This window comes from Mycobacterium sp., assembly GCF_965229105.1.
GTDB lineage: Bacteria > Actinomycetota > Actinomycetes > Mycobacteriales > Mycobacteriaceae > Mycobacterium.
The window spans coordinates 5909238-5922370 of record NZ_OZ245858.1; the positions used below are offsets into that span (position 1 = coordinate 5909238).

General features: G+C 65.5%; 7 protein-coding genes. 2 read left to right on the forward strand and 5 right to left on the reverse strand.

Annotation, left to right across the window (positions count from 1 at the left end; translation table 11 throughout):
- Positions 1–40: 40 nt before the first annotated feature.
- The 5 genes from rpoB to rplJ form a co-directional block, all read right to left on the reverse strand.
- Positions 41–3544: a DNA-directed RNA polymerase subunit beta gene (gene rpoB / locus ADBZ9O_RS27830; protein WP_526526442.1), complete on the reverse strand. Its 3504-nt coding sequence runs from the start codon at positions 3542–3544 to the stop codon at positions 41–43.
- 409 nt (positions 3545–3953) lie between these two features.
- Complete coding sequence (locus ADBZ9O_RS27835; protein WP_526526444.1) at positions 3954–5864, reverse strand: lipocalin family protein; 1911 nt, start codon at positions 5862–5864, stop codon at positions 3954–3956.
- A 139-nt stretch (positions 5865–6003) separates the two neighbouring features.
- Positions 6004–7098 carry an ABC transporter ATP-binding protein gene (locus tag ADBZ9O_RS27840; RefSeq protein WP_526526446.1) on the reverse strand — a complete coding sequence of 365 codons (1095 nt, stop codon included), beginning with the start codon at positions 7096–7098 and terminating at the stop codon, positions 6004–6006.
- 202 nt (positions 7099–7300) lie between these two features.
- Entirely contained in the window at positions 7301–7687 is a 387-nt protein-coding gene (gene rplL / locus ADBZ9O_RS27845) for a 50S ribosomal protein L7/L12 (RefSeq protein ID WP_526526447.1), read from the reverse strand.
- A 57-nt stretch (positions 7688–7744) separates the two neighbouring features.
- A complete protein-coding gene (gene rplJ / locus ADBZ9O_RS27850; protein ID WP_526526449.1) occupies positions 7745–8386 on the reverse strand; it encodes a 50S ribosomal protein L10 in 642 nt (213 codons plus the stop codon).
- An 893-nt stretch (positions 8387–9279) separates the two neighbouring features.
- On the opposite strand from rplJ, the gene ADBZ9O_RS27855 reads away from it, so the two are divergent.
- Positions 9280–10935 (forward strand): hypothetical protein, encoded by a 1656-nt coding sequence (locus tag ADBZ9O_RS27855; protein ID WP_526526450.1) that lies wholly within the window; start codon positions 9280–9282, stop codon positions 10933–10935.
- A 631-nt stretch (positions 10936–11566) separates the two neighbouring features.
- Entirely contained in the window at positions 11567–13117 is a 1551-nt protein-coding gene (locus tag ADBZ9O_RS27860; protein WP_526526452.1) for a PE family protein, read from the forward strand.
- Positions 13118–13133 lie beyond the last annotated feature (16 nt).

Consider the following 13133-nt stretch of genomic DNA (forward strand, 5'->3'; position numbering starts at 1 on the left):
TCAAAGCGGAGGGTTAGAGCCCCGCGGCGGAGCCGCAACCTCAGGCCAGGTCCTCAACAGAAGCAGATTCGTTGCGCGACAAGTTGATTCCCAAGTTGGCGGCAGCGCGTTCCAGGTCTTCGTCATCGCCGTCTCGCATCTCGATGGCAGCACCATCGGATGAGAGCACCTCAACGTTGAGGCACAGCGACTGAAGCTCCTTGAGGAGCACCTTGAACGACTCCGGGATGCCCGGCTCGGGGATGTTCTCGCCCTTGACGATCGCCTCGTACACCTTGACCCGGCCGACGGTGTCGTCAGACTTGATGGTCAAGAGTTCCTGCAGCGTGTACGCCGCGCCGTAGGCCTGCATGGCCCAGCACTCCATCTCACCGAATCGCTGACCACCGAACTGCGCCTTACCACCCAGCGGCTGCTGCGTGATCATCGAGTACGGACCGGTGGAGCGGGCGTGGATCTTGTCGTCGACCAAGTGGTGCAGCTTCAGGATGTACATGTAGCCGACCGTCACCGGGTACGGGAACGGTTCACCACTGCGGCCGTCGAACAACTTGGCCTTACCGTCGGCGTTGACGAGCACCGTGCCGTCGCGGTTGGCCAGCGTCGAGGCCAGCAGACCGGTCAGCTCACCTTCCTGTGCACCGTCGAACACCGGGGTGGCCGTGTTGGTGTCCGCCGGCGCCGACAGCAGCTCCTCGGGGAGCTTCTGCGCCCACTCGGGGACTCCAGCTGCGACGTCGATGTTCCAGCCCGTCTTGGCGACCCACCCGAGGTGGGTTTCCAGGATCTGACCGATATTCATCCGTCGCGGCACACCGTGCGTGTTCAGGATGATGTCGACCGGCGTGCCGTCCTCCATGAACGGCATGTCCTCGATGGGCAGGATCTTGCCGATGACGCCCTTGTTGCCGTGGCGTCCGGCGAGCTTGTCGCCGTCGGAGATCTTGCGCTTCTGGGCCACGTACACCCGGACCAGCTCGTTGACGCCTGCGGGCAGCTCGTCGTCATCCTCGCGGGAGAACACGCGGATGCCGATGACCTTGCCGGACTCGCCGTGCGGCACCTTCAGCGAGGTGTCGCGGACTTCGCGGGCCTTCTCGCCGAAGATGGCGCGCAGCAGGCGCTCTTCGGGAGTCAGCTCGGTCTCGCCCTTCGGAGTGACCTTGCCGACGAGGATGTCGCCGTCACGGACCTCGGCGCCGATGCGGATGATGCCGCGCTCGTCGAGATCGGCCAGCACCTCATCGGAGACGTTCGGGATGTCCCTGGTGATTTCCTCGGCACCCAGCTTGGTGTCGCGGGCGTCGATCTCGTGCTCCTCGATGTGGATGGACGTCAGGACGTCCTCCTCAACCAGGCGCTGCGAGAGGATGATCGCGTCCTCGTAGTTGTGGCCTTCCCACGGCATGATCGCCACGAGCAGGTTCTTACCGAGGGCCATCTCACCGTTTTCGGTGCAGGGTCCATCGGCCAGCACCTGGCCGGCCTCGACCCGCTGACCACTGTCGACGATCGGGCGCTGGTTGGCGCACGTGCCGTGGTTGGAGCGGGCGAACTTGCGCATCCGGTAGGTCTGGCGGCTGCCGTCGTCGGCCATCACGGTGATGTAGTCGGCCGACACCTCCTCGATGACACCGGTCTTGTCGGCGACGACAACGTCACCGGCGTCGATCGCGGCGCGCAATTCCATACCGGTGCCCACCAACGGTGCCTCGCTGCGCACCAGCGGAACCGCCTGGCGCTGCATGTTGGCACCCATCAGGGCACGGTTGGCGTCGTCGTGCTCGAGGAACGGGATCATGGCCGTGGCCACCGACACCATCTGGCGCGGCGAGACGTCCATGTAGTCGACCTCGGTCGGGAGGACGTTCTCGACCTCGCCACCCTTACGACGAACCAGGATGCGGTCCTCGGTGAACCGGTCCTCGGCGTCGACCGGCGAGTTGGCCTGCGCCACGACGTGGCGGTCCTCCTCGTCGGCGGTCAGGTAATGGATCTCGTCGGTGACGACACCCTCGACGACCTTCCGATAAGGCGTCTCGATGAAGCCGAACGGGTTGACCCGCGCGTACACCGACAGCGAACCGATCAGGCCGATGTTCGGGCCTTCCGGGGTCTCGATCGGGCACATGCGGCCGTAGTGGCTGGAGTGCACGTCACGAACTTCGAGGCCGGCACGCTCACGGGACAGACCACCGGGGCCCAGCGCCGACAGGCGGCGCTTGTGGGTCAGACCCGACAGTGGGTTGTTCTGGTCCATGAACTGCGACAGCTGGCTGGTTCCGAAGAACTCCTTGATCGCCGCCACGACGGGACGGATGTTGATCAGGGTCTGCGGCGTGATCGCCTCGACGTCCTGAGTGGTCATCCGCTCGCGGACGACGCGCTCCATGCGGGACAGGCCGACCCGGATCTGATTCTGGATCAGCTCGCCGACGGTACGCAGGCGACGGTTACCGAAGTGGTCGATGTCGTCGACCTCGACCGGAACCTCGGCGCCACCGGGAGCCGTCATGAACGCGGGCTGCCCATCCTGAGCATCGTGCAAGCGCACCAGGTACTCGATGGTCGCGACGATGTCCTCTTCGGTCAGCGTCGAGCTCGTGATCGGCTTGCCCACGTTCAGGCCAAGCTTCTTGTTGACCTTGTAGCGACCCACGCGAGCCAGGTCGTAGCGCTTCTCCTTGAAGAACAGGTTCTCCAGCAGGGTCTGCGCGGACTCCTTGGTGGGCGGTTCGCCCGGACGCAGCTTGCGGTAGATATCCAGCAGCGCCTCATCGGGGCCGGCGGTGTTGTCCTTCTCCAGCGTCGACATCATGATCTCGGAGAAGCCGAAGCGCTCGGTGATCATCTCGTTGGTCCAGCCGAGCGCCTTCAGCAGCACCGTGACGGGCTGGCGACGCTTGCGGTCGATGCGGACACCGACGGTGTCGCGCTTGTCGACGTCGAATTCCAGCCATGCACCGCGGCCGGGGATCACCTTGACGCTGTGCAGCGTCTTCTCGGTGGACTTGTCGATGGTGTCGTCGAAGTAGACACCCGGAGAGCGGACCAGCTGGGACACCACGACACGCTCGGTGCCGTTGATGATGAAGGTGCCCTTCTCGGTCATCATCGGGAAATCACCCATGAAGACCGTCTGGCTCTTGATCTCACCGGTGTTGTTGTTGATGAACTCGGCCGTGACGAACAGCGGGGCCGCGTACGTCATGTCCTTGTCTTTGCACTCGTCGACCGGGGCCTTGACCTCGTCGAAGCGCGGATCGGAGAAGCTCAACGACATCGAGCCGGAGAAATCTTCGATCGGCGACAATTCAGCGAGCACCTCTTCGAGGCCGCCGACGGGGTCGACGACATCGCCGCGGTCCAGCGCCTTCGCACGCCAGCGATCGGAACCGATCAGCCACTCGAACGACTCCGTCTGGACGTCGAGTAGCCCCGGAACCTCAAGAGGTTCGCGGAGCTTTGCGAAGGAAATTCGGTTTGGTGCTCCAGGTACCGATGAATTCGATGTACCTGTGTTTGTCTGGCGGGAGACTGCCAAGATGCGTCCTTCCAGCACCTCACGCGACTACCGGGTGCCGGGGTGCCGGACCGTGTGTCGCTTATCTGCGATGGTTCGGCTGGATGACCACTGTCCGGGTCACAGACGCACGGCACGCAACTAGGTCGCTGAGCAGGAGCTCAGGCTAGGACACAGAGGTCAAATGCGGTCGGAGGCGGTTAGTGGGCAGGAGGCAGCCAGCGCAACGTCCAACAGTACCGCAGGACGGCCTATTCCTCAACTACCACACGTCGTGCACAAAATGGGGGACAAAAAGGCGCTGGCTGGCGTCTCGTTCAACCCATTCAAACATGCTGCGAAACAGATTGACCCCTAGTTGCGGTTCCGTCAAGAGGTGACGCGCCTTTGGTGGGGATAAGTTGCCGAGCAGCGATCAATGCGCACGTCACTAGGCGGCCAGCCCAGCCAGCGTGGACGCCGCGCCGCCGGTTGAGGCCGCCTGCGGCTGCCGCGTCGGGGTGATCCACCGGTTGACGCCCTTGACCGACGCCCGGTTCAGCAGTTCCTGATACAGCGCGTCGGACACCGTCGGGGTGCGACTGAGCAGGAATCCCGTGCCTCCGGTGGAGTCGGAGACGATCGCCCAGCTGTAGTCGGGAGCCAGATCGACGATCCAGTAGTTGCCGGGCGGGGTGGCCGAGGCCGGGCCCAGGAAGCTGACGTTCAGCTTGTTGTTATCGACATTGAGTGACACGGCGTTGCCGACGATGGTGGACTGCGGGCCGTTGTTGACGAAGTAGTTACCGGAGTTCTCGACCTTGATCGATCCGTCGAGTAGCGGGGTGTACACAGCTGTGGTGTTGACCAGACCGATCGAGAAGAACTGCTTGACGCTGCCTACCTCGTACCAGAGACCGGAGTAGTCGTTGACATCGACGACCGGCGGCGGCCCGAGGACCACGGCAGCGGTCGGGCCCATGACGATGTACTGGTCGGGGTCGCCGTAGATGCCATAGGTGGGACCGGGAGTGGTCGGGGTGTTACCTGCGTAGAAGTCGTTGATCCAGCCGGTGGCCAGGGTGTATACGGCCTGGGTGTTGCCCGCCGGTGAACACTTGACGAGCAGTTGGCTGGCGATATCGGCAAGCAGATTGCCACCGATCAACGAGTCGACATGCGAGCCGTTGGCCAGCACGTCACCGACGAACTGATCGGGCCGCAGCGCCACCAGGTCGGTGGTCGTCTGACCGTTGGCATTCCACGGCTGCGGCGGGGCGGCGATCTGGTACACCGGGATATCCCCGAGTTTGGCCAATGAGTCGGCAAAGGTGGCGCTCGAGGAGACGCCGTCGTACATCACGACGCCCTTGAGATGGTTGTCGCCGCTGGGTACGGCCTGGTTGTAGAAGCCGCCCGCAGTCGCGGCCAGTCCGCCGCCTGCCGAGTGACCGGTCAGCACGAAGTCCTGCGGCAGGGGCCCACCTACGTAGCCGGCGGCGTTGGCGCTGGCGGTCAGCCAGGTTCGATCGGGATCAGCGAACAGCCCCGCGACCCCCTCCGCCATCGGTGCACCGCTGAGCAGACAACCCGTGCAGTCCCATGGAAATTGGAACCACGGGACGTTGGGCGCCACGACGACGCTGTTGGTCTGCAGGGCGAGCTGAGTGGCCAGCGCCGAGTACCACGACTTGAATCCGAAGAAGCCGTGCTGCAGATAGATGACGCCTTGGGCATTGACCGTGCCGTCGGCTTGCGTGGGGAAGTACCAATCCGCGGCCGCGGTGTAGCTCTCGTCGGTGCCGATCGGGATATAGAGATCTGAGTGGCCCACCTTGACGCCGGTCACCCCGTCGCCGACCGCGGAGGCGGCAACGGCACGCGCACGTGCGCGGACCGCCGGCGCCCCGTCAGAGCGGGCCGACGAACGAGGAGCGGATCGGGTCTGTGCCGCAGGCACGGTTTCCACCGGAGCGGCAGCTTCGGTGACATCGGTGGCTTCCACCGCCACCGTCGTCGTGGTCGCAGTTGCCGTCGCCGTCACTGCCGCTGCCGTCGTCGGAACAGCAAGCGTGTCAACGGTTTTGGTGTCTTTTACCGTCGCCGTCACACTCGGTCGGCGGTCCGTGCCGCCCTGGGCGCGCAACGCAGTCGCAGGCTTGGAGCGGGCCGACTTTGCAGTGGCAGCAGATTTTCCGGCGGATGTCGTAGAACCCTGGGGCGACGCGGAGTCGGCCGAGCGACTGCTCGACGCTCCCGATGAGCCGGCGTCGGCGGAGGCGACGCCGCAGCCGATGGCCATCGCAGCCCCGATACCGATACCGATCGCTGCCGCGGCAAGCCACCTTCGTTGGTGCGCCATCAACGACTGCCCCCCTTATTGACGTTGACGAAACGCTAACCCGCGACTGGTCGACTCGGTGGAATTTGCTCAAGACGTCACAAACGCGAAATGCCCGGCATCAGCCGGGCATTTCACGTTGCTTGAGAAGCCTTGAGGGTCAGGCCTCGCGCTGGGCGGGGATCGACGCCGTCGGCGCATCGTCCTCGACGGGGACGTGGTGATGTGACGTCGAGGCGGTATCAGTTCCAGGGAACTCGTGCGACTGGTTTTTCCGCGTGTTCTCCAGGTCATCGAGGATGGCCTGTTGGGCGTTCGGGGGCAGCGTGCTCATGATCTCGCGCACCCGGGCCTGACGGCGATCGACAGCTTGGCGGTGCGGCATCCCCGGCGTGGCGATGATCTGCGGCGGCACACCTTCGATTTCCTCGACACCACCATCGTGATGCCCGGCGTCGACGAGTGCCTGCTCCTCGGCCATCTGCGACTCGTCCTTCTCTTCCGACATACCGATCGGACCGAGACGACGACCATTGAGGAACTGCTTGACCACCGGCTCGTCAGAGGTCAGCAGAACCTCGCGCGGACCGAACATCACCAGGTGCTTACGGAAGAGCATGCCGATGTTGTCCGGCACGGTACGGGCGATGTTGATGTTGTGCGTGACGATCAAGATCGTGCAGTCGATCTGGGCGTTGATATCGATCAACAGCTGCGACAGATACGCGGTACGCACCGGGTCCAGACCGGAGTCGGGCTCATCGCAGAGGATGATCTTCGGGTCGAGCACCAGCGAACGGGCCAGCCCGGCGCGCTTGCGCATACCGCCGGAGATCTCACCGGGGAATTTGGTCTCATCGCCACCGAGGCCGACCAGGTCGAGTTTGTCCATCACGATCTGACGGATCTCGGACTCTTTTTTCTTGGTGTGCTCGCGCAGCGGGAACGCGGTGTTGTCATAGAGGTTCATCGACCCGAACAGGGCGCCGTCCTGGAACATCACCCCGAACAGGGTGCGGATCTCGTAGAGCTCCTTGGCTGAGCACTCCAAGATGTTGGTGCCATCGACGACGATAGAGCCGCGCTCCGGGCGAAGCAGACCGATCAGCGACTTCAAGAAGACCGACTTACCCGTACCTGAGGGGCCCAGCAGGACGCTGACCTCACCCTCCGGGATGTCGAACGTGACGTCTTCCCAAATTCGCTGGGATCCGAAGGACTTGGTTAGTCCCTCAACCTGGATGCCAATGCCCACGCGAAATCCTTCCGAATCATCAACCCCACCACCTGCCTCCCGCCTGTGGCTTGAGTCACTGTAGCGCACAGCCGTTTCACCGACCGCTTTTGTGTCATTACGTGCACACCGCCCTCTGAGCCTCCCGCGAGCAGACGCAAAGAACCCCCGCCACGCCGAGCGTGCGGGGGTCTTTGTGTCTGCTCGCGCAGAGAAAAAACGACTACTTGACGGTGACCGAAGCGCCGGCGGCCTCGAGCTTGGCCTTGGCGTCGTCGGCCTGATCCTTGTTGACCTTCTCCAGCAGTGCCTTGGGCGCGCTGTCGACCAAGTCCTTGGCCTCCTTGAGGCCCAGGCCGGAAACGATCTCACGGACGACCTTGATGACGCCGATCTTCTTCTCGCCGGCACCTTCGAGGATGACGTCGAATTCCGACTGCTCCTCAGCGGCCTCGGCGGGGGCAGCGGCAGCTGCCGGGCCTGCGGCGGCGACCGGGGCGGCCGCGGTGACGTCGAAGGTCTCCTCGAACGCCTTCACGAACTCAGAGAGCTCGAGCAGGGTCAGTTCCTTGAACGCATCAAGCAGTTCGTCAGTGCTGAGCTTTGCCATGGTGTGTGTCCTTCCTGATTTTCTGAAAACGGGGCTTTGAAACGGAAATTGGTCTGGTTATTCGGTTGTCTCTGCGACAGCCTCGGTGGTCTCCGCGGCGGGAGCCTCCTCGACTGCTGCTGCTTCTGCCACGGGAGCCTCGTCGGCTGTGCCCTCCACCGACGGCGACTCTGGGGCGCCTTCGGTCTCGGCCCGCTTTTCCTGCAGCGCAAAGACCAGACGAGCGACCTGCGACAGCGGCGCCTGGAACAGCGCAGCGGCCTGACTTGTCTTCGCCTTCATCGCGCCGGCCAACTTGGCCAGCAGCACCTCGCGTGATTCCAGGTCGGCAATTGCCTCGACCTGGGCCACGGTCAGCGCAGCGCCGTCCATGTAACCGCCCTTGATGACCAGCGCCTTGTTTTCTTTGGCGAAGGTCTTCAGAGCCTTGGCGGCGTCGACCGGTTCACCATTGATGAACGCGATCGCGGTGGGACCGGCGAACAAATCGTCGAGCCCCTCGATGCCCGCCTCTGACGCCGCACGCTTGACCAGCGTGTTCTTGGCGACGGAGTACGTGGCTCCGGCGCCGAGTGAACGACGCAGGGCGGCCAGGTTGGCCACCGTCAGACCGCGGTACTCGGTGACGACGGTGGCAGTCGAGGCCTTGAACTGCTCAGTGATCTCTGCGACAGCAGTGGCTTTGTCAGCCTTGGCCATGCATGCCTCCTCGGTTGTGTAGCTGCTTTGTCTTGCAGGTCTCGGTCTTCCACCGGACCCGGAAACGACGAACGCCCCGACGCAGGATGCGGTCGGGGCGTTGATATGCCGGGCGCGTGGGCCCGATCAAGTAGAAGCCTCGTCCTCCTGCGTGGGCCGTCCGGATGACTCCGGACCTTCGACCGATTGCTCGGTGACCGACGGTCTTGGGTGGATCGCCGACAACGATAGCGCGCTACACGCCCATCAGCCAAAACGCCGACCCACACCAGGCACACCTGCTGCGCCGACACGGGCCAGCCCGCCCGCGTGTCGGATGGCGACACGCTGAGGACATTTTTATTTTCGACTTCGGGCTTACTCCCCCTCCTCTGCCGTTGCCAGCCGCGATCTGCACCCGGCCCCACGGGCTCGCTGTGAGAGTTGCACCGCTAAGCCGAGCAGCTTTTCTGCAAATGACCGATCGGCGGCGACATGTGACCCTTGCCGCAACCCTCGATTCGGTTGCTCGCGCGTCAATAATTTGCTGCGAAGTTCGGCTCCTACGGAACATGCATGTAGCCGAGCTAATTGCCCCCAGCAACAAACTTACCTGAGGAGAAGCTGAGTAAATCGTAATTAGGAACTAAGTCAGGAGATTTGTCTAGACAAAGTCAGAATTGCGCACGGTGAACAAAATGGCTCTTGAAGTGCTCACTTGCCTTCTGCACTCAGTTCGACGCCCTGTCGGGGGTGCCGAATCTCCCGTCGCATCCCGGTCTGACCGCCCCAGCCCAGCTACCTCACAGGCGACGGAAAAATGAATTTCCTATGGAAACTATGGCCTGCCACGTGACCGTGGTGTTACGTTGCTGGTGATCTTGCAGGCGCCACTAATCCAGGGAGTTCCATCTATGTCTCATGACGCTAGCTCGTCCGGTACCAGCGAACGGACGATCGTGACCCATCGGCGACCGAAGTCGTCGCGTACCGGCTTAGCTGCCGGCGCTGTCCTCGCCGGAGCAGGAATCTTCCTGGCCGCGCCCGCCATCGCACTCGTGGCCGCCACCGGCGAAGCACACGCCGCGCCGGTCTCGTCCCTCGAGCTGCCGCCGTTCCTCTTCGGAAACTCGGCCGCACCGACGCCGACCGCGCTGTCGAACGCCCTCATCGGCAACTCGGCAGCTGCAGCCTTCGTCGCACCCGCCCCCGACCCGTTCGAGGCTTTCCTCGACATCGCCGGCCAGATTCCTGTCTTCAACTTCTTCGTCGGTAACGGCGCAGACGCGATCCTGCCCGGTACCAACGGGGGCAACGGCGGCATCTTCATCGGCAGCGGCGGCAACGGCGCAGCGGGTGACCCCACCGGCGTGATCAATAACGGTGCCGGCGGCAACGGCGGCACTGCCGGGTTGTTCTACGGCAATGGCGGCAGCGGCGGGGCGGGTGCGCCGGGCGTTCTCGGCATCCTGCCCGGCGGTGCCGGCGGTAACGGTGCCAACACCGGCCTGTTCTCTGTCTGGGGTAACGCAGGCAACGGCGGCAACGGCGGCGTTGGCCAGGCCGGCGGCAGCGGTGGCAGCGCCGGATTCTTCTCGCTGTTCGGCAGCGGTGGCGACGGCGGCACCGGCGGTAACGGGTACACCCAACCGCTGGGCCAGGCCCAGGACGCCGGTAGCGGCGGCAACGGCGGTAGCGCCGGGTTCTTCTCCCTCACCGGCAGTGGCGGAAACGGCGGAAACGGCGGAAACGGTGTCGCGGGCACACCGACGATCGGTAACCCGGTAGCTGGTACACCGGGCAATCCGGCAATCGGCGCAATCGGATCGCCGGCCGTCGGCGTCGTCGGCGTCGCCACCGGTGGAGCCGGCCAAGACGGTGGTGACGGCACAGGCAACGGCATCCTCGGTGCCGGCGGCACCGGTGGTATCGGCGGCGTTTCGGTCAATCCGCTCGGCACCGCCGTTGGCGGCGCAGGCGGTAACGGCGGCGACGGTTCCGCTGGAGGCGCTGCGGGCGGCGCAGGTGGCCTCGGCGGCGCCGCGACCAGCGTCAACGGGTCCACCGGCGGTGCGGGTGGCAACGGTGGCAACGGTGGCGCGGGCACCGCTGGTGGCGCCGGTTCCAACGGCGGCAACGGCGGTAGCGGCGGCGGCGGCGGCATCCTGCTCGGCAACGGCGGTAACGCAGGCAGCGGCGGCACGGGTGGCAACGGTGGCAACACCAGCGCGACCGGTGGCGCAGGCGGCGCAGGCGGCATCGGCGGCCCGGCGGTCAGTGTCGGTGGCACCGGCGGCAAGGGTGGCAACGGCGGAAACGGCGGCAAGGGCGGCACCGGTGGTGCGGGCGGTAACGGCGGCACGGCCGGCACCGCTGGTTCCGGCGGCTTCTTCGGCTCCGGCGGTAAGGGTGCAACCAGCGGCAAGGGTGGCACCGGTGGTACCGGTGCGGCTGGTGGCGCCGGTGGCGCCGCGGGTGGAGCCGGAGCTGGCACCACTGCCGGTGGTACAGGCACCGGAGGCACCAACGGTGCAGCTGGCGGAACCGGAGCGAACGGCAACGACGGCTAAGCAGAACAGATGACAGTGGGGGCGTCGGCACAGCCGACGCCCCCACTGTCATTGACGGGTCCACCGGCGTGTCATCGATGAAACGCCAGATGAAAATTCTCGACTGCTCGGCTACTGCGTCAATGAAATCTCAGTTGCCGCAGACGCCGCGATGCGGCAGCGCGGAGACCGCACCACGACTACATAGCTAACGCCCGTTGATTCACGTGCTCGGATCTGCACTGATCCCGAAGCGCATCCGGACCATTATTCCGGCAGAAGATCTCGACACTCGTAAAGTTTGCCAGCCAACCCGCATAGTGCGGTTGTCCAGCGCCCGACCGATATGCCAGCACGGCGCGTAGTGGCTGAGAATTGCCTGAGAAACCTGTGATGGGTCCCATCTGGGCTGTCTTGATCTGCCCACAACCCGAATCTGCGCTCTCTCAGAAATATATTCTGAACTGCAGATGTGCTACCGGACGACCTGAGAACCAGCCGCGGCATCCTCCCCGCGCCGCTGTCCCAGCACCCCACCTGGTGGCCGCCAAGGGATCACCGCGTGAATTGCTCGGATCAATACGCCCGCGTTACCTGATAGTGATGTTACGTTGCTGAGAGCTTATTAAGCGAAAATCAACCAGGGGGATCCTTGATAACTCAGAACGCTAGCTCGGCCCGCATCAGCGAATGCAAGACCGCAACACACCGTCGGCAGAAGTCGTCGCGAACCGGCTTAGCTGCCAGCGCTGTCCTCGCCGGAGCAGGAATCTTCCTGGCCGCGCCCGCCATCGCACTCGTGGCCGCCACCGGCGAAGCACACGCCGCGCCGGTCTCGTCCCTCGAGCTGCCGCCGTTCCTCTTCGGAAACTCGGCCGCACCGACGCCGACCGCGCTGTCGAACGCTCTGATCGGCCCCTCGGCCGCCGCGGTACCCGGTACCGAACCGTTCGAGGCGTTCCTCGACATCGCCGGCACCATCCCGGTCCTGAACCTCTTCGTCGGCAACGGCGTCGACGGGGTGCTCCCCGGCCAGAACGGGGCCAACGGAGGCTTCTTCCTCGGCAGCGGCGGAAACGGCGCAGCGGGCGACCCGACGGGGCTGATCAACGGCGGCAACGGCGGCAACGGCGGCAGCAGCGGCTTCTACTGGGGTAACGGAGGAAACGGGGGGGCCGCCGGCCTGAACGGCAATGGCGGTTCCGGCGGTAACGGCGCAGCCTTCTCGATCTTCAGCAGCGGCGGTAACGGTGGCAACGGTGGCAACGGGTACACCTCGCTGGCCGGCGTAGCCCAGGACGGCGGCAACGGCGGCAGCGGCGGCAGCGCCGGGGCATTCACCATCTTCGGCTCCGGCGGTAGCGGCGGCACCGGTGGTAACGGCGTGAACGGGTCCAACACCCTGATCAACCCCGTCCTGGGCGGCACACCGGGTAACCCGGCAATCGGCGCAATCGGCGCACCGGCCGTCGCCATAGTCGGCGTCGCCACCGGTGGCGCAGGCCAAGACGGCGGTAACGGCACCGGGACCGGTATCACCGGCGTGGGCGGCACCGGTGGTATCGGCGGCGTCTCCATCAACCCGCTCGGCACCGCTGTCGGCGGTGCCGGCGGTAACGGCGGCAACGGTTCCGCCGGAGGCGCTGCGGGCGGCAACGGCGGCCTCGGCGGCGCCGCGACCAGTGTCAACGGGTCCACCGGCGGCGCGGGCGGCAACGGCGGCACCGGCGGAGCGGGCACGGCCGGTGGCGCCGGATCCAACGGCGGCAGCGGCGGTAACGGCGGCGGCGGCGGGTACCTGACCGGCACCGGCGGCAATTCGGGCAACGGCGGCACCGGCGGCAATGGCGGCAACACCGCGGCAACGGGTGGCGCAGGCGGCGCAGGCGGTCTCGGCGGCCCCGCGGTCAGTGTCGGTGGCACCGGCGGCAAGGGCGGAACCGGAGGCACGGGCGGCAAGGGTGGCACCGGCGGTGCGGGCGGTAACGGCGGCAGCGCCGGCACTGCAGGCGGCGGTGGCTTCTTCGGTTCCGGTGGCTCAACCGGCACCAGCGGCAAGGGCGGCACGGGTGGCACCGGCGCCGCAGGCGGCACGGGTGGCGCGGCCGGCGGCGGCGGAGCCGGAACCACTGCCGGTGCTCCCGGCACCGGAGGCGCGAACGGTGCAGCCGGCGGTTCCGGAGCCAGTGGCACCGACGGCTAAGCAGAACGAATGAGGT

Excerpts from the sequence above, each read along its gene's own strand:
- ADBZ9O_RS27835 (WP_526526444.1), bottom strand. The coding sequence starts at position 5,864 with ATGGCGCACCAACGAAGGTGGCTTGCCGCGGCAGCGATCGGTATCGGT.
- rplL (WP_526526447.1), bottom strand. The coding sequence starts at position 7,687 with ATGGCAAAGCTCAGCACTGACGAACTGCTTGATGCGTTCAAGGAACTG.
- rplJ (WP_526526449.1), bottom strand. The coding sequence starts at position 8,386 with ATGGCCAAGGCTGACAAAGCCACTGCTGTCGCAGAGATCACTGAGCAG.
- ADBZ9O_RS27855 (WP_526526450.1), top strand. The coding sequence starts at position 9,280 with ATGTCTCATGACGCTAGCTCGTCCGGTACCAGCGAACGGACGATCGTG.